Below are 26,526 nucleotides of genomic sequence, written 5' to 3' on the forward strand. Positions count from 1 at the left end.
AATATAATTAAAGATTTAAATTACCAGAATAATTTGTGTGGTTAATGAAAGGAGAAAATCTTATGGCAAACAAAATAAGAACATGCAAATCTTGTGGAGAAGAGTTAGAAAAAGGAAGTAAAGTCACCTGTCCAAAATGTGGGACAGTGAATACAAAGCCTGTATATACAAGAGCATGGTTTATCATTTTATGTATTGTAGTGGCCTTAGGTGTTATAGGCAGTTTAGGTGGTAAAGACGATTCAGATAATTCTTCAAAAAGTGCCAGTACTGAACCGGCAACTCAGGAAACTGCATCAAAGGATGTTGAAGAAAGTAAAATTAATTATGATAATTTCTTAAGTATCAATATGGGTTCAAGCTATACAGACGTGGTTGCTTTACTGGGAGAAGACGGAAGCGAAACATCATCTTCTGAAATAGCTGGAATTAAAACTGTAATATATACCTGGAGCGGATCAGGAATAGCAAATATGAATGTAACCATCCAGAATGACAAAGTAGTGTCAAAAGCACAATTAGGCTTAAAGGACGCAAATGATGGAATTACTCTTGAGAAATATAATCAGATAAAAGAAGGAATGACCTATGCACAGGTAAAAGATATTTTAGGAGAAGGCCAACTTCTTTCAGAAGCTGAAACTATGGGAATCCAGTCTTCAGTATATGAATGGATCAATAAAAATGGAGCAAATGCAAATTTAACCTTCCAGGGCGATAAACTCCAAATGAAAGCACAATTTAATCTGGAATAATACATATTATTTAAAACAAACTCGTGTAGCTGATTAAATTAGATAAATTATATTTTACCAAAACATAAAAAAGATCGGTATCTTATCTTATTGATATATGCCGATTTTTTGTTACCAGATAAATTCCTGCCTTTAATTATTCCTCATTTTAACAAAACTTGACAGAATGAAAATTGATGGTATAATATCTTAGCTAATAAAAACAAGAAAACAAAAATAGGGAACGATTTTATCGTTCCCTATAATGTTGAAATAGCAATTGTTTTGACTCTAGAAAAAGATGAGGGGTGGATTTATGAATGGAGAAAACAAAATGGGCACGATGCCAGTAGGAAAGCTTATGCTGTCCATGTCCTGGCCTGCGATGCTATCAATGATGATACAGGCCTTATATAATGTAATAGACAGTATTTTCGTAGCAATGATAAGTGAATCTTCACTTACGGCAGTTACACTGATATTTCCTATACAAATGTTACTTATTTCCGTAGCTGTAGGTACTGGAGTAGGGGTAAATTCTCTTATTGCAAGAAGACTGGGTGCTAAAAGATTTGAAGAAGCTGATCTGGCTGCCAGTCATGGATTCAGAATAGCATTTATAAACTGGGCAGTGTTTGCTATAATGGGACTGTTGTTCTCAAAAACATACATATCAGCTTATTCTGATTCCCCATATATTATTGAGAATGGTGCCTTATTTTTAATGATAACCACAGGTTTTTCATTATTTGTATTTATACAGGTAAATACAGAGAAAGTATTACAGGCAACTGGAAGTATGCTTTTGCCTATGCTTTGCAGTCTGTCTGGTGCTATAATAAATATAGTGCTTGATCCTTTTTTAATATTTGGTATTGGATTTTTCCCTAAAATGGGAGTTGCTGGTGCAGCAATTGCGACCACATTTGGACAGTTTATCTCCATGTGTTTAGGATTAACACTGTTATTTGGCCGTAAACATCAGGTTACCGTTAAAATAAAAGGATTTAAGTTTAATGGGGAAATTATTAAAGATATATATAATGTAGGATTCCCGGCAATGCTTATGCAGTCGATTGGTTCTGTAATGCTTTTCTGCATAAATGGAATTCTGGCATTTTCAGAAACTGCTGTAGCAGTACTGGGAAGTTATTTCAGACTGCAGTCTTTTATATTTATGCCAGTGTTTGGATTAAACCAGGGGGCTATGCCAATCATGGGGTACAACTATGGTGCACGTAATAAAGAAAGATTAATGCAGGCGTATAAAGTGGGAATTATTATAGCGGCAATCATAATGACTATTGGGACTATCATATTCTTAACTTTCCCAGAGCAGCTTTTAAAGATGTTCAGTGCCTCTGATAATATGTTAAAAATAGGAGTTCCGGCACTTCGAACCATTTGCCTATGCTTTATTCCAGCAGCGTTTGGCATCTTAACATCTACTATATTCCAGGCAACTGGGCATGGAATGCTGAGTATGTGGCAGGCTCTGATCAGACAATTAATCGGAATTGTGCCTTTAGCATGGATATTACTTAAAATAGGTGGGCTTACAATGGTATGGTGGGCATGGCCGATGGCAGAGATATTGGGACTTGTGTATTCGTTAATATTTGTAAAAAAACTATATAAAAAGGAAATTGAACCTTTAGGACACGAAAATGAAAAGTATAATCAAGAAAAAAACTTATAAAGCTATATACAGATTACTTGACAGAGTTTCCCCAATCAAAGGTGATTGCGGAAAACTTTGTGGAGCTGCCTGCTGCACTTGTGGGGGTGACAGTACGGATGAAGAAGGCCTGGATTACGATTTAGGCATCTATCTGCTGCCAGGAGAAGAGAAGCTGTTTACCATGAAAGAAGAGTGGCTTAAATGGAGTGTGGAATATGCAGAAGACTATGATTTCCCAGATTCCTGGTTTGGAAAAGTATATTTTGTAAGGTGTAAAACACCACCGGTATGCCCGAGGGAAAGCAGGCCTCTGCAATGCAGATTCTTTCCGTTGGCTCCACATTTTTCACCTGAAGGAAAGCTGCAATTAATTTGGTCTACTTCTGAACTTCCTTATACCTGTCCTTTGATTGCAGAAAAAACAGAGCTTACACGGGAGTTTAAAAAGGCAACATATACAGTATGGAAACATTTAATAAAAGATCCCTTGATATTTGATTTAGTGGAAATGGATTCAAGTGACAGAGAATCCATGGGCATAGAATATGAAGTGATTTACCAGATTTAAATACAAACTGATAAAAATTGTTTGTTCTTATTTGCTTGAATTTATGGTATAATACATCATTAATATGCATAATAAACAAAAACCTGAGGAGGGTATTGCTTATATGAGATTAGGTATTGATGTTGGCTCAACTACAGTTAAAGTTGTGCTTATGGATGAAAAAAATGATATATTATTTAAGAGATATGAGCGGCATATGTCTAATGTCTTTGAAAAAGTTCTTAATTTAGTTAAAGAACTTTATGAGAAATTTGGAAATGCAAAGGTACATATGACTATTACAGGATCAGGGGGGTTAGCCCTGTCACAGCTTTTGGATATTCCTTTTGAACAGGAAGTTGTAGCTTGTAGTAAAGCCGTTGAAACAATAGTGCCACAAACAGATGTGGCTATTGAACTTGGAGGAGAAGATGCCAAGATAACTTTTTATGGGGCTACGATTGAACAGCGGATGAATGGTACTTGTGCTGGAGGAACGGGTTCTTTTATAGATCAGATGGCCGTTTTGCTGAACACGGATGCCGGAGGGCTTAATGAAGCAGCCAAAAAACATAAACTGATTTATCCTATTGCTGCCAGATGTGGTGTTTTTGCTAAAACCGATATACAGCCATTAATCAATGAAGGTGCCAGTATTTCAGATTTGGCAGCCTCTATTTTCCAGGCTGTTGTGAATCAGACCATTAGCGGACTGGCTTGTGGACGAACTATTAAAGGCAATATAGCTTTTTTAGGCGGACCACTTTCATTTCTATCAGAACTTAGAACAAGATTTATTGAAACGCTGCACCTTAAGCCGGAAAACATTATTTTCCCGGAAGATTCACAGTATTTTGTGGCTATAGGAGCTGCTCTGACATCTCAGAAGTATGAACTAAAAAGTATAGACCAGGTTTTCCATGCCTTACAAAATGCAGATTCTACTGCATTATCTGAAACAAAGCGTACAAATCCCCTTTTTAAAAGTTATAATGAATATACTGAATTTAAACAACGACATGATAAAGATAAAATTAAACGTAAAGATATCAGAAAAGCAAAAGGAAAAGTTTTTCTAGGTATTGATGCCGGCTCAACAACAACAAAAGCGGCATTAATAGACAGTGAAAATAACCTGTTATATTCTTTTTACAGAAATAATGAAGGGAAACCCTTAGAAGTAACCATGGCCCTTCTGAAGGAGATGTATAACCTCTTACCAGATAATATGCAGATTTCAAACGCAACGGCTACAGGTTACGGAGAGGGATTAATAAGGGCTGCATTTAATGTGGATTTAGGGGAAATAGAAACAATTGCCCATTATAAAGCTGCTGAAGCATTTTTACCAGGAGTTGATTTCATTTTGGATATTGGCGGCCAGGACATGAAATGCATGAAAATAAGAGATGGTGCCATTTATAACATCATGTTAAATGAGGCCTGCTCCTCTGGCTGCGGATCTTTTATTGAGACTTATGCCAAGTCCGTTAATATGGATGTTCAAAATTTTGCCAAAGAAGCTCTTTTTGCAAAAACTCCGGTAGATCTGGGAACAAGATGTACTGTTTTCATGAACTCTAAGGTAAAGCAATCACAAAAAGAAGGGGCTACAATAGGTGATATTTCTGCAGGTCTTTCTTTTTCTGTTATTAAAAATGCCCTTTATAAAGTAATTAAGCTGAGAAATTCCGATGAAGCCGGAGAAAAAATAGTAGTCCAGGGGGAACTTTCTTAAACGATGCCATTCTCAGAAGTATAGAAACCATCCTTGGAAAAGAAGTTGTAAGGCCGGATATCTCAGGTATTATGGGTGCTTATGGAGCTGCACTTATTGCTAAGGAACGTTATGTAGAAGGTACGGAATCTTCTATTATAAAGCCTGAAGATATGGAGCTTTTTACAGTGATGAATTCCCATACCAGATGCAAAAAATGTGAAAATCAGTGTATTCTTACAATCAATAAATTTAATAGCGGAGAAAAGTTTGTAACGGGAAACCGATGTGACAGAGGAACCGGCAAAGAAAAAGATACGGATGAACTTCCAAATATGTATGAATACAAATATAAAAGACTTTTTTCTTATGAACCCACTGCAGAAATGTATGCTAAACGTGGAGTAGTAGGTATACCAAGAGTTCTTAATATGTATGAAAATTATCCGTTCTGGTTTACTTTCTTCACTAATTTGGGATTCAGGGTAGTGATTTCACCGCCGTCTACAAAAGCATTGTATGAGCATGGAATGGAAACCATTTCTTCTGACACAGCATGCTATCCGGCTAAGATGGTTCACGGGCATATAAAGTGGCTGGTGGATCAGGGAATTAAATGGATTTTTTATCCTAGCATTAATTATGAAGTAAGTGAGGATGAAACAGCACCAAATCATTATAACTGCCCAATAGTTGCTACATACCCGGAAGTAATAGGAAGCAATATGGATGAAATATTTGACGAACATGATGTTACTTTTACTCATCCATTTTTACCTTATGACAATGATCTTAGCCTGATTAAAGAGATGTATAATACATTAAAGGTATTAGGCGTATCCTATGCTGAAGTAGTAAAGGCTGTAAAAAAGGGCAGAATTGAAAATAAAAGATTTAAAGATGACATAAAAAAGCATGGGGCAAATGCCATAAGATATGCAAAGAAAAATAAAAAGAAGTGCATTATTTTGTCCGGCAGACCTTATCATCTGGATCCAGAAATAAACCACGGGATAGATAAACTGATTACCTCCTTTGACATGGTTGTATTGACAGAGGATTCTGTAGCACATCTTGCAAAAATGAACCGACCTATAAGAGTACTTGATCAGTGGGTATACCATTCAAGGCTGTATAAAGCAGCACTGGTGGCAAGCAAAGATGATGATATGGAACTGATACAGCTTAACTCTTTTGGATGCGGACTGGATGCTGTAACAACAGATCAGGTAGAGGAAATCATGAAGAACAGTAACAATATGTATACTGTTTTAAAAATTGACGAAGGTTCAAATTTAGGGGCAGCTAAGATAAGAATCCGTTCGCTTAAAGCAGCAATTGACGAAAGAGAAAAGAATAATATCAGGCATATTGATTGCGATAATAGGTTTATAAGAAAAGTTTTTACTCAGGAAATGCGTAAAGACTATACGATTCTGGTTCCCCAGATGTCGCCTATACATTTTCAGTTTATCGCGCCAGCTATGGAAAAGTGTGGATATCAGGTCCAGCTGCTTCCTTCTGTGGATAAACATGCAGTAGATGAAGGCCTGAGATATATTAATAATGATGCCTGTTATCCAACCATTGTTACCTTAGGTCAGATTATTTCTGAATTGAAATCCGGAAAGTATGATTTAAACAGGACAGCTGTATTTATGTCTCAAACCGGAGGCGGATGCAGAGCAAGCAACTATGTGGCATTGTTACGTAAGGCTTTAATTGACCTTAAGATGGAGCAGGTTCCTGTAATATCCTTTAATCTTGTGGGCATGGAGAAAAACAGTGGATTTAAACTTACCATGTCCATGATAAAGAGAATTTTAATGGGTGCGGTCTATGGAGATGTATTAATGCGTATGCTGTACGCAACCAGACCTTATGAGAAGGTACCAGGATCTGCAGATAATCTCTATGAAAAATGGTCCCGGGTTGCCTGCAAAAACATTAAAAACGGAAGTTTTGTATATTTTAAGCGGTTGATTAAACAAATGGTTCATGACTTTGATAATCTGCCACTTGAAGACATAATAAAGCCTAAAATCGGTGTGGTAGGGGAAATTTTGGTTAAATATCATCCTACAGCGAATAATGACATCGTAAAAATCATTGAAAATGAAGGCGGGGAAGCAGTTGTTCTGGATCTCATTGACTTTTTCCTGTATGGCATGCACAGTAAGGAGTTTAATTTTAAACATCTGGCAGGAAAATACAGTACCATGGTACTGAATAAAATGGCCATACAGTTTATTGAATGGTTCAGAGAGCCGGCCAGACATGCGTTAAACGAAAGTACAAGGTTTAGTGGACCTCATCGTATTGAAGATACGGCTAATAAAGCGAAACAATTAATTTCTTTGGGAAACCAGTGTGGTGAAGGATGGCTTCTTACAGGTGAAATGTTAGAATTACTTGATAGTGGAGTGAATAATATCGTTTGTCTTCAGCCTTTTGGATGTCTGCCAAATCATGTAACCGGGAAGGGCATGATGAAAGCCTTAAGAAGATATAATGAAAATGCAAATGTAGTGGCTGTAGATTATGATCCGGGTGCAAGTGACGTTAATCAGTTAAACAGAATCAAACTGATGATGGCTACTGCTTATAAAAACATGGAAAAGTCAGATTGCAATCACGAAGAAAAAGTAGTATAATATTTGAGTTGAAATTAAATAAGTTAGGAGGTGTCTCCATGGGAAGACACGGTACAATCGCAGGACGTAAAGCGGCACAAGATTCAAAAAGAGCTGCAGTATTTACAAAATATTCTAGAGCTATTACTGTAGCTGCTAAAAACGGTGGGGATCCAGAATACAATGCGTCACTAAAGGTGGCAATAGAAAAAGCTAAAGGCATTAATCTGCCAAATGATAATATTAACAGAGCTATAAAAAAAGGAACCGGTGAACTTGAAGGTGAAACTTACGAAGAATTGAACTTTGAAGGCTACGGTGTAGGCGGCGTTGCTGTTATCGTTGAAGCTTTAACGGATAATAAGAACAGAACAACAGCAGCTGTAAGATCTACTTTTGATAAGTTTGGCGGTAACCTTGGAGCACCAGGTTGTGTATCATATATGTTTTCAAGAAAGGGCGTAATCATCATTGAGAAAACAGATTCCATTGATGAAGATACTCTTATGGAAGCAGCCCTTGAAGCAGGCGCAGATGATATGATTGTTCATGAAGATGCATTTGAGGTCCAGACAGAACCGGCTGTTTATACAGATGTACATAGTGCATTAACAGCAGCAGGCTATGAATTACTTGAATCAGACATTGAATATGTTCCATCCATGGAATCAGCTCCATCTGATGAACATGATATCAAGAAGCTAAAGAAAATGATTGATATTCTGGAAGACAATGATGATGTCCAGAAAGTTCATCATAACTGCTCACTTGACTTAGAAGATTACGAATAGTTCAGATGATTGATAGATAGCCATCTAAATTTTATTTAGATGGCTTTACTATTATCCTGTACCAACAAAATACAATTGGTACAGGTAATTATGTGACTTGTGATTGTTAAATCTTAAAGTCTAAGGTATAATTATCTAAGAGCAGTGTCTATGGATTAAGGGGGAGTTTTATGCGTTGCGTACATTGTGGAAAAGAAGTAAGAAATAACATTGTGTTTTGCATTCATTGCGGCAGACCTGTGAAACGAGAATATAGTCACTATGCTTGTGAATATTATGACGGACTTTCTTTTTGGGATAAGTTTTTAAATCTGTTAAATGGGGTATCTATGGAGAAGAAAGATTACAGACAGGATGCCCGCTTAAGAATGACTACAACCAAAAACGTAAATATAAAAAACGTAATTAAGAATAAGCAGAACTCTATACAGGAATTATATGCCAGCTATACGAATGAAAGTGCAGCTAATACTAATCCCAAGAGAGTTCACGGAGACGGCCGTAGAATAGATACACATGAAAGCTCAAATGTTCATAATAAACAAGGGGCAGAAAATTTTAACGTAAATAACGTAAAAGATTCTATGCAAAAATCTTTTAAGAATTTTGCTAATTCTTCTGAAGAAGAAACATCTGCAAGCATAATGAAAACTCTGGGAATTATTTTAGCTATCATATTTGCAATCATAAGAGTATTTTCTGGAAGTTAAGACTAAACCATCATTTTAATAAAATTTTTGATAAATTTTTTAAATACTTTTCCAAAACATACTAGGCTATACCTATTGCAAAATCTGAATGAAATAGTATAATAGTCATATAATATAAATGCAAGAAATCCTGAAGTGTTCGTTAAGGTAGTATAATTCAACCTACACTGTGACCTTGGGAATCCGAGTCTTTGCAGCTTATGTCAAGCCTCCTTTGCAGTGGAAGACAGAAGCGGAAGCAGGGTACCCCCCTATCTACTGATAGGGTGTGAATTATCACCTGACGGCATGTCGGGATTTTTATTACAAAAGAATTTTGTATACTGTATATTACATATGGAGGAAATAAATGAAGCCATTAAAACCTGCAGAGATACTTGACTACACTATTGAAACAGGAGTAACCAAGTCAGATGGAAGTTTTTTAAAACTATTAATTTTAGGGATTATGGCGGGAGCATTTATTGCTTTTGCTGCAGAAGGCTCAAATATGGCGGCATTTAATTTATTTTATCAGCCAGCTACATACGGCCTTGGAAAAGTTCTGGCTGGAGCAGTCTTTGGGACAGGCCTCATGCTGGTAGTGCTTTGTGGTGGGGAATTGTTTACGGGGAACACATTGATTCTGGCTGCTGTATGTAGTAAAAGAGTCCGCCTCTTTACCATGTTTCGTAACTGGATTATAGTATATGCAGGAAATCTGATAGGTTCTCTGCTGATTGCATATATGATGTATCATTCAGGATTGTTTGCAAGTGGAGGAGATGTTCTTGGTGCAGTTACTGTAAAAATTGCAGCATATAAAACGGGATTAAGTTTTTCCCAGGCTTTCATTCTAGGCATCATGTGCAACTGGCTTGTATGCTTAGCTGTATGGCTTTCATATGGTGCAGACACCATGACAGGGAAAATATTTGGAATTTTCTTTCCAATCTGGCTATTTATTACTTCGGGTTTTGAGCACAGTGTAGCTAACATGTATTACATACCAGCAGGTATTCTGGCAAAAGCCAATGAACATTTTGCTGAATTATCTCACGCTTCTGCTGAAGCTTTAAATAATCTCACATGGAGTGGATTTTTCATTCATAACCTTATTCCGGTAACCCTTGGAAATATAGTAGGTGGAGGCATTTTTGTAGGCATAGCGTATTGGTTTGTTTATAAGAAAGCCTAGAATCTTCAATTTTAATTTCTTTGTATTGACTAACAATCACCAAAATATGTATGTTACTATATTTTTATTAAAAATAGAAAGAATAATAGAATCTAAAAAATTGAGTATATTGACATTGTAATGAAAAGCATGCTATTATACATAATGTTAGCTTTAGCTAACCTGATATATAATACAATTGTCGTATACCAATTTTTTTTATGATTCAAGGAGAATAAAAATGTGTAGCAAAGAAGAAATAAATGAAAAGTCACATAAGCATACCCATCATGGACATAGCTGTGGCTGTAGCTGTGGTGGACATGGACATAGCCATGATACTGAACAGGTACAGAACTGTGGCAGCTGTCATTCAACGAAGGAGCAGGGGCCAATTAATTTATCCAGGGAAGAACTTGAAATTCTGCTGGAGTTGAAAGAATTTAATTACTTACCAATTAGTGAGTTTATCATGAGTAATAGTGAAAATCACCATATAGAATTCAGTAGTCTAGCTCCCGTTTATATAAGGGATTTAAAGGATACCATGGAAACTGTCAGAAGTATAGGTTCCATTTTAAAAGAGCTGGAGAAAAAGGGATTAATTACTTTAGATTATGATATTCCACTGCAGGGTTATGATTATACAATGCATACCGAGTCTGAGTTGTATAAATATTTTATTAAAACAGTAGAAGAAGGGAAAAACACACCAGGTTTTCTCTGTGACAGAGGTGACATAGAGTTTGGCAGCGCAGCACTTACGCCATTAGGAGAGAGTGTCGTAAAAAGCATTCATGTGGAAGAAGATTAGTGGCATTAGAAGAAGATAATTACAATTAGTATTGAATTTTCCTGTTATTTATGCTATATTGACTAACGTGGACAGTATAAATGTAACTGTACCTTATGATTTTTTTATTTTTATTTTGAAGCCTATATCCTAAGGAGTGGGACTGATATATTAAAAAAAACATAATAAGGAATCATAAATCTTATGATTTTTTTATGTTTTCGAGTTCAGAAACATAGGCAGCTGATTTAATCAGACTGCTTTTTTTATGAGGAAAAGGGCGGACATTTCTTATTTTAAGGAGGAAAAGATGTCTTCACAAAACACGAAAGTAAAATACGCTGGATCATTTAAAGAACAATTGACTGCCAGAGGGCTCATTATTGGAAGTATTGGTGCCACCATACTGACCATGAGTTCTATGTTCGTTGCATTAAAACTGAGCTCATTGCCCTGGCCAATCATGTTCGTTGCCCTGGTTTCCATGTTTTCACTTAAAGCATGTGGCAATACAAATATAAACGAAATAAACGTGACGCATACAGCCATGTCAGCCGGAGCAATGGTAGCAGGCGGACTTGCATTTACATTACCTGGCATCTGGATGCTGAATAAAGAAGCAGAAATTAAACCATTAACACTTATTGTAATAACAGTTGGTGGTGTTATATTAGGATTAATATTCACTGCATTAATCAGAAAATATTTTGTAGTTACCAAAGAACTTCCTTATCCTATGGGACAGGCAGCGGCGGAAGCATTAATTATAGGTGATGCAGGGGGGAAAAAGGCAGTTATGCTTTTTGCATCTATGGGCTTTGCTGCAATTTTTACTTTATTAAGAGATGTTTTTCATAAAATTCCGGCAACCTTTATGAATTCAAAAATGCTTTCTTATGGCTCCGGAGGAGGAATCTGGCTTTCACCCATGCTTATCTCTGTGGGATATATAATCGGTCCCGTTTTTATCGGTATTTGGTTTTTAGGTGCTGTAATAGGTGACTTTGGTATCTTAATAGGTGGTCAGTATTTCGGTATTTGGAATGCTGCAACAGCTTCTTCCATAAAAGCATCTCTGGGAATCGGTTTAATGGTGGGAACTGGTTTAGGTATCGTGGTAAAAGGTATACTGCCACAGGCTAAAGAAATTTTTGGGGCAATGTTTAAAAAAGATAGTATAGGGGGAAGCTTTATACCACTTAGATGGGCTCCTTTTGTTATGGTAATCATAGCATTTTTATTTACTATTTCAGCTCATATGGGTATTGTTGCATCCATTGTAACCATACTTGGAGTATGGGTAGCTACAGCCATGTCAGCACAATGTGTGGGACAGTCTGGTATTAATCCCATGGAGATATTCGGAATCATTGTACTTATTGCAGCTAAAGCCGTTTCGGCTATAGGGCAGACAGAAGCCTTTTTTGTAGCAGCTGCTGTAGCCGTAGCATGTGGCCTTGCAGGAGACGTTATGAATGATTTTAAAGCAGGTTATATATTAAAAACTGACCCGAAAGCACAGTGGATTGCAGAGGCAGTAGGGTCTATAATAGGAGCAATCGTCTCCGTAGGAGTTCTACTTATTATTGTGGATGCTTATGGCTCCAATGTGTTTGGAACAGAAATTTTTCCTGCCGCTCAGGCAAGTGCTGTGGCAGCTATGGTAGGAGGCATTTCAAGCATACCTGCCTTTGCCACAGGGTTAGTTATAGCGGTGATATTATATTGTATCAATTTTCCAGTTATGACCTTGGGGTTAGGTGTATACCTGCCGTTTTACCTGTCTGCTACAGCTTTTATTGGTGGTATGCTAAGACTATTTGCAGATAAAGCTTTTCCTGCATTTGAAAAAAAGGGAACAGGCTCTATTATCGCTTCAGGCTTATTGGGCGGCGAAGCAATCGTTGGTGTTATACAGGCATTAGTTATTGCTGTCGGAATCATTGCAAAATAAAATATAATTTATTAGATAGCCATATTTGACGGGAAGGATTGTTTATGAAAGAGATTAGTATCAACCAAATAGAGGGAATCAGAGTAGGACATGCTCAATCTTTGGAAGGGGGCACAGGCTGTACTGCTATCATATGCGACAAAGGGGCATGGGCAGGTGTTGATGTCCGTGGAGGAGGACCCGCTACAAGGGAAACGGATCTTCTTAAATCAGAAAATATGGTTCAGCAGATACACTGTGTTATGTTGAGTGGTGGCAGTGCTTATGGACTGGATGCCTGTTCAGGCGCCATGGCCTATTTAGAAAAGCAGAAAATCGGATTTGATGTAGGAGTAGGCGTGGTGCCTATCGTTTGCGGAGCCTCCTTATTTGACCTGATTGTAGGCGACAGCACCTGCAGGCCGGATAAAGATATGGGCTACGCAGCCTGCGTGGCTTCAGAGAGAAATAATCCAGAGCAGGGTAATGTGGGAGCAGGAACAGGAGCTACTGTGGGAAAATATTTGGGAATTAATCGGCTGATGAAAAGCGGACTGGGTATTTATGCAGTACAGGCAGGAGAAATACAATGTGCAGCAGTAGTGGCCGTCAATGCTCTTGGAGATATACTGGACATTGATACAGGCGAAAGGATTGCTGGAATTTTAACGGAAGACAAAGCAAGTCTTGCCAATACAGAGGAAATCATGCTTTCAGAAATATCAGCACCCAGAAACGTGTTTAATGGAAACACTACTATCGGCTGTCTCATTACTAATGCCAGATTGAGTAAGCCTCAGGCAAATAAACTGGCATCTATATGTCATAATGGTTATGCCAGAGCTATAAGGCCTGTTCATACTTCGGCAGATGGTGATTCAATATTTGTTATGGCAACTGGGGAAGCAGAAGTTGCACCAGATTCACTAGGTGCTTTAGCAACTCATGTGATGGCTAAAGCCATAAATAATGCGGTAATCAATGCTAAGCCAGCCTATGGATTGAAAGCAGCATCTGATTTTGTAAATAACAGTTTATAAATATATTCTACCTGAACAACTCCTATATTTGTGGGAGTTGTTTTTTTCAATAAATTCATTAAACCAGTTCATGCACATATTTTTGGCTTTTTCACGAAAAATAACTTTAATTATGTAAGGCTGGAAGGAATAACTGAATTTATGAATACAATCATTCGTATATATAAACGAGACATCAGACGAATACTAAAAAATAGCGTTCTTTTGATCATAACAGCAGGATTAATTATTATACCAGCTCTTTATGCCTGGATTAGCATAAATGCCAACTGGGATCCTTATGGAAATACAAAAAATCTATTAGTAGCCGTAGTTAATAATGATAAAGGTACACAAATTAAAAATACTCATGTTAATTTCGGCGCTGAAATTATAGAAAAACTCAGGAAAAACCAAAGTATAGGCTGGACATTTGTAGATCAGGAAGAAGCAAAAAGAGGAGTCCAGTATGGAAAATATTATGCAAGCATCATAATATCAGAAGATTTTTCATCGGATTTGTTGTCCATTTTAACCCAAGATCAGCCACACAAAGCAAAACTAATCTATTCAGTAAATGAAAAAGTCAATGCTATTACACCTAAGATAACCAAAAGCGGTCTTACAAGCCTCCAGAATGAAATTGTAACTTCATTTACGCAAGAGGTAACAAACACGGTGCTTCTTTATTTAGATGCATATGGCGAGGAATTTGAGCAGTTTAAAGATAAAATGGATAACATGCTCAGCCAGACTGGAGAATTAGAATCAATTTTGCCTGATATGGGTAAAAAAATTAATCTGGCCAGTCAGCTGTCCAGTGACATTCATCAATCTGTCCAGAATATACAAAAAAGCATTCCGGTTATGACTAATATGCTCAATCAGTATACCGAAATGGCAAAAGCAAATAATAATTATATATCCCGGCTCAACGGGCAAATGAAAGATATTTCAAGGGTAATTAATACTAATTTGACTAATGCACAGGCTAAAACTGATAACGCTGTAGCCGGGCTAAAAAATGTTAACAGTACAATCATAACAGGTGACCAGGTAAGCGGTCAGGATATACAATGGGTTAGCGATAAGTTGCAGGATGCACTTACCATTCTTACAAATAATGTTTATGTTTTAAAATCAATGGACAATGTACTGAACAGCAATATTCTTTCTGGGTTTATTGACGATCAGCAGGGAATGATAACTAAGCTTCAGCAAGGTGTAGAGAACCTGAAACTTTTAACTCATGAGATAAATCTGGGTCAGAAGATTTCCACTGATACAGTGAATGACATGATTCAGTCACTAGGGAATGTTTCAAAGCTTTTAAATGGGGCAGAGAAGACTTTTAATAATAATATTTCACCTGTGATTAACAACTTTTCTGAAAACCTTATGGCTACTTCTGACAACTCTCTGCTTTTATTTCAAAACGCAAAAGACAATCTGCCCCTTATGAGCAGTATTCTTCAGGACACAGAAATTGCAACCGGACTGGGCAGTACACAGCTTAAAAAAGTCAATGATCGGTTTCCAGCTGTCCAACAAGATTTACAGAATGCAATAAGTAAAGTGAAGAATCTTAATAATAACGGTAGATTAAACAGTCTGATGGATTTGCTCCGTAAAGACCCTCAGGCAGTCAGCAATTTTCTTTCTAATCCTATTGAATTACAACAGGAGCGGATTTATCCATTTCCCAATTATGGCTCTGCCATGACGCCTTTTTATACAACTCTTGCACTTTGGGTGAGTGCCATTGTGCTTCTTTCACTATTAAGTGTAAAAGTAGATCCTTTTGAGAATGGTGCGGAAATACAAGCAAAAGAGCAGTTTTTCGGACGGTTTTTAACCTTTGCTACCATAGCCATTGTACAGGCTTTAGTAGTCAGTGCAGGTAATCTGTTTTTACTGAAAGCCTATGCTGTAAGTCCAGTAATATTTTTATTGTTCTCTGTTTATACAGGGATTATATTTAATATGATTGTGTACACGCTGGTTTCAATCCTGGGAAACGTGGGGAAAGCTTTGGCATTGATTATAATGGTTTTACAGGTCTCTGCATCGGGTGGGACGTTTCCAGTTCAACTGACTCCCAGATTTTTTCAAAACATCAGTCCCATGCTGCCCTTTACTTACGCAATAGGTGGAATGAGGGAAGCACAGGGAGGGATTATCTGGAGCATCCTGATGAAAAATGCAGCTATGTTATCAGTATTTTTCTTTATCTCCATGATTCTTGCAATATTCTTTAAAGAAAAAGTCAATAAAATCATGGAACGGTTTATTAATAAAGCAAAAGTAAGTGGGCTAATAGGGGATTAAAAATCACAAGAGCTGAACCAGATATGACTCCAGTTCAGCTCTTTATAAATTTTTAATTAAATAGTCTTAATGAAAATTTCATTTATTCTTCTCTGGTCGCAGTCAAAGATAATAAATTCGTAATTTTCATAGAGAATTTTATCATTAACCTGTGGAATAGATTTTAACTGTGAATATATCCATCCTCCAATGGTGTCAATATTATCATCTTCAATGTTGATATCTAAAAGATCATCAATCTCATCCAGGTGTACTTTACCCGACACCAGATAGGTACCATCTTCATTTCTAACTATTTCAGGACTTTCTACATTAAACTCATCCTGAATATCACCAACTATCTCTTCTAAAATATCTTCAAGGGTTATGAGGCCGCTTGTTCCTCCATATTCATCAATGATTACAGCTATCTGGTTTTTTTCTTTCTTGAAGATCTTTAATAATTCACTAATTGACATGGATTCTGGAACAAAGTCAACCTCACGGATGATATTTTCTATCTTTTGATCTGTACCCATAATTTTTTGCTTGTATAAATCCTTTATATGAATGAAACCTATCACATGATCCTTGTCCTTTTTACATACTGGATATCGGGTCAGTTGTCGTTCCAGAGCGTAGGCCAGAATCTCAGTGAAAGGGTCCTCAAGGAAGATACATTCCATATCCGTTCTTGGTATCATTATGTCTGTTACTGTTTTCTCAGAGAAATCAAATATATTATCAATTAAAGCCAATTCGGTTTTATCTACCAGACCATGCTTATAGCTTTCTTCAACCAACAGTTTGATTTCTTCATCTGTATGGGCATCTTCGTGCTCATCAGCCTGTGAAAGTCCAAATATCTTTAAGACTAAATTCGTGGTATGATTAAAGGCCCACATAATAGGGTAAGTTGCTTTATAAAACATGATTAGGGGCAGTGCCGTATATAATGCTATTTTTTCTGTATTGACAATTGCCAGTGATTTAGGAACCAATTCTCCAAGAACAATGTGAAAAGCTGTTATTACAGAGAATCCTATAATGAATGAGATTGAATGAACCATTGCACCTGAAAGATTGAATAAATCAAACAGGGGTTCAAGCATTTTAGAAACAGCAGGCTCGCCAACCCATCCTAATCCTAAAGAGGCCAGTGTTATTCCCAGCTGGCATGCAGACAAATAAGAGTTTAAATTGTTAACAATGGTTAACGTGTGTCTGGCACTATTGTTTCCGTCATTAACTAACGTTTCTATCCTGGACTTTCTTACTTTTACCATAGCGAATTCTGTAGCAACAAAGAATGCGTTAAAATAAACAAGTATCAATACAACGATAATATTTAACAAATGAATCATAAAATCAGTTCTTCTCCTTATATTTACGTATATGTCTGATGAATATTTTCTACTACCTATAGGATGTGTTGTAGAAATGGATTTTAAATATTAAATGGGAATAAAATTAACTTTTCTGTTTTCAAACGTAGAAATGTACCTGAATCCAATGTTTCTAAGAATTTCAAGAACCTCATCATAATGGTCCCCAATAAAATCCGGATTATGTGAATCAGAACCAAAGGTGATAATTTCACCCCCCAGTTCTTTATATAATGATAAGATCTCCCGGGTGGGTGTGGTTCTTCCGTCCTTTAAGTATCTATAGCAGGAGGAATTAAATTCAATGCCTTTCCCATTTTCTATCAGTTGCTTTAAGATTGAATGAATAATATCCATATAAGGTTTATAAGGTGGTATTTTATCAAAAGGCAAATATCTGTCTACTACATTGATATGACCCATCACATCAAAATCAGTATAATCTTTCAGGCATTCATGGGCATATTCATAATATCTCTCAAATGCTTTTGGAATATCTGTTTCTTCCGTAAAATAACCAGTATATAAATCTTTATTATCTGTGCAATGGAAAGAGCCAAGGATGAAATCATAGGGAAAAGCATGGGCAGCATTCCTGCATTTATTTAAAGTCTCTCCATGTTGAATACCTATTTCAAGACCTTTGATAATCTTAATTTTATCTTTATATTCTGCCTGCATCTGCAACAGTGTATCATGATATTTTTCAAAATCAACGACAAAGGGGTATTCCTGGTCCGGATAATCTGGATCATAATGATCCGTTATGGCTATTTCTTTCATTCCCTTTTTTATAGCTGCTTCTATCATATCCCTTGTAGGTATATCACAGTCATCCGAAAAAAAAGAATGAGTATGGTAATCATACATCTTTATAATCTCCTTGTGCTTTATATGTAAATTTTGTTATAATAAAGTATATTTGCCTTAGTTTATAATTTAAATGAAAGAGCAAATATTTTAGTTATGTATATTAGCTATATATATTATCATAAAAGGGACAGATTGAAAAGAGCATGGGCATTATGATTTCTGAAGAAGAAAGATTATTAATCAGAAAAGCAAAAGATGGAGACGAGGGTAGCTTTGAGACCCTCATTTTGTCATGCAAAGGAAAAGCCTATAATATTGCCCTGAGATATGTCAAAAACGAAAATGATGCTATGGATGTACTGCAGGAAAGCTTTATAAAAATATTCCGTCATCTGGGAAAATTTAATGAGGAAAGTAAATTTGAAACCTGGGTATATCGGATAGTAGTTAATTCCTGTTATGACTTTTTACGAAAATATAAAAATAAATATGATGAAATACCTATTGCTCCAAATGATAATCAGGATGAAAAGACGCTGGAGATTCCAGACCATACGCCTCCGCCAGAAGAGGTTATCCTGAACAGTGAGCAAAGTACATACATTTTAGAATGTCTTGAAAAAATACCCATAGATCATAAAAAAGTTATTATTTTAAGAGACATACAAGGGCTTTCATACGAAGAAATTTCAGTAATACTGGAATGCTCAACTGGAACTGTTAAATCCCGGATATCAAGAGCCCGAAAGAATCTAAAAGAAGTCTATTTAAATAATGATGCATAAAAAAATGAATTAATGCTTAATTTTATGGAACAAAACAGTTTGTTTTATGTCTAAAATAAAGAGATAAATTATGAAGGAAAGGAGACATCGTATGACTTGTCTGGAAGTACAAGACTTATTATCTGCATTTATCGATAATGAGCTTGATGAAGAGAAGATGAAAGAAATACAGGAGCATATTGAAAGTTGTCCTGTATGTAAACAGGATGTTACAGAGTTAAAAAGCATGCTTTCAGAGCTATCAGGTCTGAAAGATGTTCCTGTGCCTGAAATATTCCATGAAAAGCTCCATGAGGCTCTGGTTCAGGAAGGAATCAGTATTAGAAATTCAAGGGATATTTCCATAAAACACAAGAAAAAAATAATGTGGAAAAGATTATATTCTTTAGCAGCAGTTTTTCTGGTTGGTTTATTCTCCGTTATATTGTATAATAATAATTTAGATGACTTCTTCAGTAAGCAGGCTTTAAATTATAGTTACGTGGCAGATGATCAGGCACCGGTAAAAGAAAAATCAAAAGCAGAGGATACTCCGTCCCATAAGACCAATAAAGAAGCGTCCAATGCCAATGATTCAGCCTCTTCAAATATGAAAACAACCCCTAAGGAGTCTGTAAGCTCCAGCAGTAAAAAAGATTCTGCTGAAGTAACTGTAAAGAGAGCTCCTAAAACTTTAGAGCCTGAAAAGGCCAGTCTGCAAGCGGGAGGAGCTGCCTTGAATCAGGCACCGGTAAATGCTCCTTCACAGAATAAAACCATAGAAAGCCAGCCGGATATGTTTTTTAATTCTGTTGATAACACCGATCGTTCTGAGAAACTGAAATCAATAAATCTCCAGAATGTTAATGAAGAACTTAGTGACTATTTAGACCAGCTGGATAAAACTTTAGCTGAAAGTAATTATGAAATCATTTCTTGCACCCAGAACGATGAAGGAAATATGTGGATAATAGATATAACCATTACTACAGTTAATTCAGAGGGGCAGGAAGTAAAAGAAGATGCCGTTTATTGCGGTCAGGATGGTAAGTTATGGAAAAAAGAATTATAATTATAGATGGAAACAGTTTAATAAACAGGGCGTATTATGCTATGCAGCGTCCAATGATAACAAAAGAAGGACTGTACACTCAGGGAGTGTACGGTTTTCTTAATATGCTCACAAAAATTAAAAATGACTATGAACCTGCATATATCGTTGTAACTTTTGATAAAAAGGCGCCTACTTTCCGTCATCTGGAATATCAGGAATATAAAGCAGGAAGGAAAAAGATGCCTCCGGAACTGGCCATGCAGCTTCCTCTTTTAAAAGAAGTTCTTGAAGCCATGAATATTAAGATTATTGAGCTGGAAGGATACGAAGCAGATGATTTAATTGGAACCATTGCCAGAGTGGCAGAAGAACAACTTCTGGAACCTTTAATCATTACAGGAGACAAAGATGCATTACAGCTGGCTACGGATAAAACAAAAATTTTAATTACCAAAAAAGGTATTTCAGAGTTTGAAATATATGATAAAGATGCATTAATTGATAAGTATGGGTTTACTCCCACACAGTTTATTGATTTTAAAGGATTGATGGGAGATCAGTCGGATAATATTCCAGGCATACCCGGAGTAGGGGAAAAGACAGCCCAAAAACTTATTTTAGAATTTGGTTCAGTAGAAGCGTTAATAAGCAGCATAGATTTTATGGCGAAAGGAAAGCTCAGGGAAAAAATTGAAGAAAATGCTCAGCTGGCAATCATGAGTAAAAGACTTGCAACCATCAATACCCATGTACCTATTGATATAGACTTTTCTGAATATCTCATGGAAGAACCTGATTATGAAAGCTTAGTAAGTATCTACGTAAAATTAGAATTTAACAGTCTTTTAAAACGCTTAAAAGCAACGGATCTGGCAGCCGCCACAGATAAGCTGTCAGAAATAAATCAGGATAGCAGAAAATTTGAAAAAAAGGAAAGGCAGGCAATAAAAATCTCTTCTTTAGAGGAATTTGAAAGTTTCTTTGATGGCTTGGAAAATCAGGAAGAAATAGCTTTAAAAGTTTATTCTGATAAGAATCATAAATCTACGTCGTCTGTATACGGAATAGGAGTTATGTCTACCAACACGATTGCCTTTATTCAATGTGATGAATATGCTGATATTTTAAAGAGATTTGCAACTTTAATGGTAGAAAAAAGCTTGAAAATATTTGGATATTATTTAATAAATGATTATTATGTACTTTTAACATCATTAATCAGGAATGATAGCCCAATTATCGCCAGAGAGCAGGGCTTTTTCTTTAACACCATCTTTGATTGTGCCATAGCTCAATATGTTCTGGAACCGTCAAAGAGTAACTATGAATTGAAAACCGTGGCTTTTGAATTGCTTCACACAGAAATTGAAAATGAAGAAGAATTTATGTCTGCTAATGGACAGTTAAATATTTTTGGGGATTTAAGTGACAGTTATCTGGATTATACAAAGAAATGGGCGGAGACCATTGAAGAAATCAGATTTGTTCAGGAAAGCAAGTTGAAGCGTGAAGAACTGGAAGAAGTATATTATCAGGTGGAACTTCCGCTGATTGAACCAATGGCTTCTATGGAGTGCTATGGATTTAAGCTTGACAAAACGGAATTAATGACTGCTGGAGAATCCATTTCAAAACAGCTGGAAAAACTCACCGATATAATTTATGAATATGCAGGAGAAGAATTTAATATTAATTCACCTGTACAGCTTGGCACTATTTTATTTGAAAAGATGGGACTGCCTGCTGGTAAAAAGACAAAACGTGGTTACTCCACCAATGCAGAAATTCTTGAAAAAATCAGACATGAGCATGATATTATTCCTTGTATCCTGGAGTATAGAACCTTATCAAAACTGAAAGGAACCTATATCGATGGCCTGCTGCCCCTGGTTCATGATGATGGAAGGATTCATGCCCATTTTCAGCAGACTGTAACTGCTACTGGGAGAATAAGTTGTACGGAACCAAACTTGCAGAATATCCCTATAAAGCAGGAATTGGGAAGAAAACTCAGAAAAGCATTTGTATCAGAAGAGGAATTCACTTTAGTAGGTGCAGATTATTCTCAGATTGAGCTCAGAGTACTGGCACATATGTCAGAAGAGCAACATCTGATTGATGCGTTTAATAATGGGGATGATATTCATAGAATTACGGCTGCCAGAGTGTTTAAAGTCCCAGAAGAGGATGTTACAGCATTACAGAGAAGTAATGCCAAAGCCGTTAACTTCGGTGTAATATATGGAATGAGTGGTTTCGGCCTTTCGGAGGAACTTAATATTACAAGAAAAGAAGCCGAAAGATATATTGATGAATACTTTAAAACCAACACCAATGTAAAAATCTTTATGGATGAACAGATTAAGTTTTGCAAAGAAAATGGATATGTAGCCACAATCATGGGGAGAAAAAGAGCTATACATGAAATCAACGCAAGTAACTATATGGTCCGGCAGTTGGGAGAAAGGCTGGCAATGAACAGTCCTATTCAGGGAAGTGCTGCTGATATCATCAAACTGGCAATGATTAAAGTATATCGTGAACTTAATAAGAAGAATGCCAAATCCAGGCTTATTTTACAGGTTCATGATGAATTAATTATTGAAACTGCTGAAGAAGAGACAGCTGACATAGAAATTCTCCTAAGAGAATGTATGGAAAGTGCCATGGATCTTAAAATTAAGCTTGCAGTAGAACTGAATCAGGGTAATAACTGGTATAATCTGAAATAACAGATGAAGAAGGTGAAACAGTAATGAAAATCATAGGACTGACAGGCGGTATTGGAAGTGGCAAATCAACAGTATCAGACTATTTATCCCAAAAAGGATATCCGATTATTGATGCAGATAAAATTGCAAGGCAGATTGTTGCGCCGGATTCTGAAACTTTATTTAAACTTGTTGAATGCTTTGGAAACAGCATTTTGAACCAGGATGGCACTTTAAACAGAAAGGGTCTGGCTCTTACAGCTTTTTCCAATAAAGAGCAGAAACAAAAACTGGACAGTATCATGCTTAGTGAAATCGTGAGGATTATTTCAGATAATATTGAAAAATATGAGAAGCAGGGTGAAAAACTGATATTTATTGATGCTCCTCTGCTTTTTGAAACTGGATTAGATAAAAAATCAAATGAGATATGGGTAGTAGATGCTGAAGATGAAGTAAGAATCCAAAGAGTGATTAAAAGAGATGGCTCCTCACGGGAAGAAATACTGCTGAGAATTGAAAATCAGATGAGCAGGCAGGAGCAGCATGACAAGGCAGATTATATTTTGAACAATTCCACAACTCAGGAAGCTTTATATGAGCAAGTTGACAAATTATTGAAAAGTTAAATAAGGAAAATAAAAAAATGGTAAAGAAAGTATTAATTATAAGTGTAGCTATAATTATTCTGGCAGGAATCATTATATATAGCCAGCATGGTCAGGTATATAATTTATTAAATAAATCAAATAAGGAAAAAGTAGTTTATACAGAATCCCAAACAATTAAACTACCTATGGAGAAAGTCAGAACCCTCAATCCGGTCACATCAAAAGATTCAGATACGTATCAAATAAGCAAACTAGTCTTTGAAAGTTTGTTTTATCTGGACAACAATCTCTCTTTAACCAATGGCCTTGCCAGCAGTTACAGCTATTCACCAGATAAAGACTCCGTGACCATCACTATAAAAACAGATTCTTATTTTAGTAATGGGAGCAATGTAACTGGGGAAGATGTTAAATATTCTATTGATAATTATATAGCTGCTGCTGCATCCGGCAATACAATTTATGGTAGCTATGTTGCAAATATTCAGTCAGTATCTGTTGAAAGAAATGACAAATATTCTGTTGTGGTTAATTTTAAGAATAAAAGCGACGTCTCAATGGAAAACTTTGTATTTCCTATTGTTTCAGAGAGAAATTTCGGTAAATATCAGGCATCCAAGGTGGTCTCAACAGATTTTATACCTGTTGGATCTGGTCCTTATGCCATCGAAAATTATAATGACATCTCTAAACTGGATTTAGTTGCAAATGATTATTATAATGGTGAAAAACCAACGAATGCTTTGTCTTTCACTGTTTTGCCTGAGAAAAACGATGTTATTCCTTTGCTGGAAGTAAATAATATCTCCACGGGCTGTTTAGAAGCGTTATCAAGAAATACTCTTATTTCAGATAAAAAAATTAACTCTAAAAATTTTGCTTCTAATGAAGTTGAAGTTGTGGGATATAATTTTACCAAGGAAGCTATGGCTGATAAAAAGGTTCGCCAGGCAATAGCTTATGCCATTGATACAAAATCTTTAAATGAAACGGCCTACTATAAAAATGGAATAGCCTGTGACAGTATATATTTCCCAGGGTATTTAGGAATAAAAAATACTGGTGATCATTATAAATTTGACTTAAAGAAGGCGGCAAAGCTGCTGGCTTCGGCAAATTACCTTGATAAAGACGGAAATGGATATTTAGAAGATAAAAACAACAATGAGCTTACAGTATCAATTCTTGTGAATGGTGCAGATCAAAGCAGAAAGATGGTTGCTGAAGCTATAAAGGCATCACTGGATAAACTGTCTGTTTCCAGCCGTATTATTTACGCTACAGATTCAGATGATTTTAACAATAAATTACATGCAAAAGATTATGATATATTTGTAGGCGGCATGAAAATTAATGAAACATACGATTTAAGAAGCTTTCTCCATTCCGATTATAATAATATAATTGGTTATTCCAATAAAAAAGTTGACAGGCTTTTGGATAAATTAAAATCTGGAATAACACAGGATCAGAAAATAGAAGATGTAAAAGCCATAAAAAGCATACTCAGCGATGAACTACCATATTATTGTATTATTTATAAAACTTACGGTGCACTGACAGCAGAAAGTTTAAAGGGAAATAACAATAGTTTTATGTTCAACAATTTTTATAATGGCTGCCAAAGCTGGTATTGCAAATACCCTGTGGCTGAAACTCCTAAGGTGGTTGATTCAGCTGTGAATAATAATTCTGAAAATCAATAAGACAAACTATTTACTTTTTTATATAATTATGGTATTATATTCTTCGTGATTTATGGTTTGCGCCCGTGGCGGAATGGCAGACGCGCACGTTTGAGGGGCGTGTGAGCAATCGTACCAGTTCGAGTCTGGTCGGGCGCACCATTTAATAGTGCAAAATGATATATTTTGTACTTGAAATCAGATTAGAATTATGATATATTTATAACAATGCGCCGGCGTGATGGAATTGGCAGACGTGCGGGACTCAAAATCCCGTGGTGGCAACACCGTATGGGTTCGACCCCCATCGCCGGCACCATTTTTATATAACAAGTTAATCGTATTTAGATTTTAGATATTACACAAGGAGGAGTTACGAAATGGGATCGTTATACCAAAATTTATTGCCTTTTGTCCTATTAATAGTAATCATGTATTTTTTATTAATACGACCACAAAAGAAAAAGGAAAAAACTGTCAACGAAATGAGGAACAGCATTAAGGCTGGAGATGAAATTATTACTATTGGCGGTATTTGCGGAAAAGTCGTTAAAGTTAAAGATGAAACCATTGTTATTCAGGTTGGAGCAGAAAAGCTTAAATTTGAAATGATGAAGTGGTCTATTTCTAAAGTAGTCAACAGGGATGAATCAAAGAATTCTTCAAAGAAATCAAAGCCTGTTGAAGAAACTGAAGAAGCTCCTAAAAAGTCACTTCCTAAAAGACTGAAAAAGACAGAAGAAGATAGCGCAGAAGTTCCTGCTGTGGAAGAAAATACAGCTCAGGAAAGTCCGTTAACTGAAGAAGAAACTGAAAAATAAAAGTTTTTTATGGCCCCTGTAATGTTACAGGGGCTTTTTTTTGTTCTGATTTCCTTTAAAAATCAATATACTTATATAGATATCTACATTGAAATCTTGTATATAATGAGGAGGGAATGCCATGAACTATGTTTATAAATTACTAAAAGGTTACCTGATTGCTTTTATCATATTTTTTATTCTAACAGCTGTAATTACACTTTTTATAAAATTCACATCAACCCCTGAGAATTTATCAGTCTATTATCTGATTACGGCAATGTGTGCTGCGACCTTGTTTTTAGGGATTTTTTCAGGAAAATTAATTGGAAGGAAAGGACTTCTGTCAGCAATAGGATTATCGGGTATCTTTGTGTTTTTTATTATTTTCACCATAAACTGTACTTATTTTCAAGATTTAACATTAAATAGCTTCAATCCACAATATCTGTTTCCTGTGGCAGTGGGAGGTATCGGTGGCATAATAGGTGTAAATGCTAAAAAATAGCGATTTTGCAGTGATTAATACTTGTAGAAATGCTCAAAAAGTAGTAAAATAGTATGAAGTACTTTTTGATTATAAATACTAGGTATAGTATTTTATATAATGTTGATTTTCCTTAATCTGGCTTTGCCTAAGGAAATCAGCATTATATCATACGGCGGTGCAGCTTGTATGATA

General features: G+C 36.1%; 21 protein-coding genes, 2 tRNA genes and 1 other RNA gene. 22 read left to right on the forward strand and 2 right to left on the reverse strand.

Annotated features, from left to right (window positions below):
• Positions 1–62 precede the first annotated feature (62 nt).
• From Ami3637_RS15940 to Ami3637_RS15995, 13 genes are all read left to right on the forward strand, one after another.
• Complete coding sequence (locus Ami3637_RS15940; RefSeq protein ID WP_162363428.1) at positions 63–755, forward strand: DUF3862 domain-containing protein; 693 nt, start codon at positions 63–65, stop codon at positions 753–755.
• A 295-nt stretch (positions 756–1,050) separates the two neighbouring features.
• Complete coding sequence (locus tag Ami3637_RS15945; protein ID WP_162363429.1) at positions 1,051–2,433, forward strand: MATE family efflux transporter; 1,383 nt, start codon at positions 1,051–1,053, stop codon at positions 2,431–2,433.
• Entirely contained in the window at positions 2,402–2,983 is a 582-nt protein-coding gene (locus Ami3637_RS15950; RefSeq protein WP_162363430.1) for a hypothetical protein, read from the forward strand. Before Ami3637_RS15945 ends, Ami3637_RS15950 begins: the two co-directional genes overlap by 32 nt.
• A gap of 103 nt (positions 2,984–3,086) precedes the next feature.
• Positions 3,087–4,700 carry a BadF/BadG/BcrA/BcrD ATPase family protein gene (locus tag Ami3637_RS18820; protein WP_330586710.1) on the forward strand — a complete coding sequence of 538 codons (1,614 nt, stop codon included), beginning with the start codon at positions 3,087–3,089 and terminating at the stop codon, positions 4,698–4,700.
• Between the two features lie 71 nt (positions 4,701–4,771).
• Positions 4,772–7,333, forward strand: a complete 2,562-nt coding sequence (locus Ami3637_RS18825) for an acyl-CoA dehydratase activase-related protein (protein WP_330586711.1) — start codon at positions 4,772–4,774, stop codon at positions 7,331–7,333.
• A 38-nt stretch (positions 7,334–7,371) separates the two neighbouring features.
• Positions 7,372–8,103 carry a YebC/PmpR family DNA-binding transcriptional regulator gene (locus tag Ami3637_RS15960; protein ID WP_162363431.1) on the forward strand — a complete coding sequence of 244 codons (732 nt, stop codon included), beginning with the start codon at positions 7,372–7,374 and terminating at the stop codon, positions 8,101–8,103.
• 170 nt (positions 8,104–8,273) lie between these two features.
• Positions 8,274–8,813, forward strand: a complete 540-nt coding sequence (locus Ami3637_RS15965) for a zinc ribbon domain-containing protein (RefSeq protein WP_162363432.1) — start codon at positions 8,274–8,276, stop codon at positions 8,811–8,813.
• Positions 8,814–8,937: 124 nt separating this feature from the next.
• Positions 8,938–9,115, forward strand: a non-coding RNA gene (gene ssrS, locus Ami3637_RS15970) — 6S RNA.
• 47 nt (positions 9,116–9,162) lie between these two features.
• Positions 9,163–9,990 (forward strand): formate/nitrite transporter family protein, encoded by an 828-nt coding sequence (locus Ami3637_RS15975; RefSeq protein WP_162363433.1) that lies wholly within the window; start codon positions 9,163–9,165, stop codon positions 9,988–9,990.
• 220 nt (positions 9,991–10,210) lie between these two features.
• The gene (locus Ami3637_RS15980) at positions 10,211–10,783 is read left to right on the forward strand and encodes a hypothetical protein (RefSeq protein ID WP_162363434.1); all 573 of its coding nucleotides are present in this window, start codon (positions 10,211–10,213) and stop codon (positions 10,781–10,783) included.
• A gap of 289 nt (positions 10,784–11,072) precedes the next feature.
• Positions 11,073–12,716: an OPT/YSL family transporter gene (locus Ami3637_RS15985; RefSeq protein WP_162363435.1), complete on the forward strand. Its 1,644-nt coding sequence runs from the start codon at positions 11,073–11,075 to the stop codon at positions 12,714–12,716.
• 44 nt (positions 12,717–12,760) lie between these two features.
• Entirely contained in the window at positions 12,761–13,735 is a 975-nt protein-coding gene (locus Ami3637_RS15990) for a P1 family peptidase (protein WP_162363436.1), read from the forward strand.
• A 141-nt stretch (positions 13,736–13,876) separates the two neighbouring features.
• A complete protein-coding gene (locus Ami3637_RS15995) occupies positions 13,877–16,042 on the forward strand; it encodes a YhgE/Pip domain-containing protein (protein WP_162363437.1) in 2,166 nt (721 codons plus the stop codon).
• A 56-nt stretch (positions 16,043–16,098) separates the two neighbouring features.
• Here the strand turns inward: Ami3637_RS15995 and Ami3637_RS16000 are convergent, their stop codons facing one another.
• Both Ami3637_RS16000 and Ami3637_RS16005 read right to left on the reverse strand, forming a co-directional pair.
• The gene (locus tag Ami3637_RS16000) at positions 16,099–17,385 is read right to left on the reverse strand and encodes a hemolysin family protein (protein WP_162363438.1); all 1,287 of its coding nucleotides are present in this window, start codon (positions 17,383–17,385) and stop codon (positions 16,099–16,101) included.
• Positions 17,386–17,475: 90 nt separating this feature from the next.
• A complete protein-coding gene (locus tag Ami3637_RS16005; RefSeq protein WP_162363439.1) occupies positions 17,476–18,276 on the reverse strand; it encodes a histidinol-phosphatase HisJ family protein in 801 nt (266 codons plus the stop codon).
• A gap of 155 nt (positions 18,277–18,431) precedes the next feature.
• Here Ami3637_RS16005 and Ami3637_RS16010 point away from each other — a divergent pair, with 155 nt between their 5' ends.
• The 9 genes from Ami3637_RS16010 to Ami3637_RS16050 all read left to right on the forward strand — a co-directional run bounded on the left by Ami3637_RS16010 (position 18,432) and on the right by Ami3637_RS16050 (position 26,352).
• Positions 18,432–19,004, forward strand: coding sequence for an RNA polymerase sigma factor (locus tag Ami3637_RS16010; RefSeq protein WP_243158049.1), 573 nt, complete (start codon positions 18,432–18,434; stop codon positions 19,002–19,004).
• Between the two features lie 70 nt (positions 19,005–19,074).
• Positions 19,075–20,055: an anti-sigma factor family protein gene (locus Ami3637_RS16015; protein ID WP_162363440.1), complete on the forward strand. Its 981-nt coding sequence runs from the start codon at positions 19,075–19,077 to the stop codon at positions 20,053–20,055.
• The gene (gene polA, locus Ami3637_RS16020) at positions 20,037–22,769 is read left to right on the forward strand and encodes a DNA polymerase I (protein WP_162363441.1); all 2,733 of its coding nucleotides are present in this window, start codon (positions 20,037–20,039) and stop codon (positions 22,767–22,769) included. Before Ami3637_RS16015 ends, polA begins: the two co-directional genes overlap by 19 nt.
• A gap of 23 nt (positions 22,770–22,792) precedes the next feature.
• The gene (gene coaE, locus Ami3637_RS16025; protein WP_162363442.1) at positions 22,793–23,377 is read left to right on the forward strand and encodes a dephospho-CoA kinase; all 585 of its coding nucleotides are present in this window, start codon (positions 22,793–22,795) and stop codon (positions 23,375–23,377) included.
• Between the two features lie 17 nt (positions 23,378–23,394).
• A complete protein-coding gene (locus Ami3637_RS16030; protein WP_162363443.1) occupies positions 23,395–25,065 on the forward strand; it encodes an ABC transporter substrate-binding protein in 1,671 nt (556 codons plus the stop codon).
• A gap of 59 nt (positions 25,066–25,124) precedes the next feature.
• Positions 25,125–25,206 (forward strand) — tRNA-Leu (locus Ami3637_RS16035).
• 70 nt (positions 25,207–25,276) lie between these two features.
• Positions 25,277–25,363: transfer RNA gene (locus Ami3637_RS16040), tRNA-Leu, on the forward strand.
• A 61-nt stretch (positions 25,364–25,424) separates the two neighbouring features.
• Complete coding sequence (gene yajC / locus Ami3637_RS16045; protein ID WP_162363444.1) at positions 25,425–25,865, forward strand: preprotein translocase subunit YajC; 441 nt, start codon at positions 25,425–25,427, stop codon at positions 25,863–25,865.
• 121 nt (positions 25,866–25,986) lie between these two features.
• Positions 25,987–26,352, forward strand: a complete 366-nt coding sequence (locus tag Ami3637_RS16050) for a TIGR04086 family membrane protein (RefSeq protein WP_162363445.1) — start codon at positions 25,987–25,989, stop codon at positions 26,350–26,352.
• Positions 26,353–26,526 lie beyond the last annotated feature (174 nt).

The sequence above is a fragment of the Aminipila terrae genome, from assembly GCF_010120715.1.
Lineage (GTDB): Bacteria > Bacillota > Clostridia > Peptostreptococcales > Anaerovoracaceae > Aminipila > Aminipila terrae.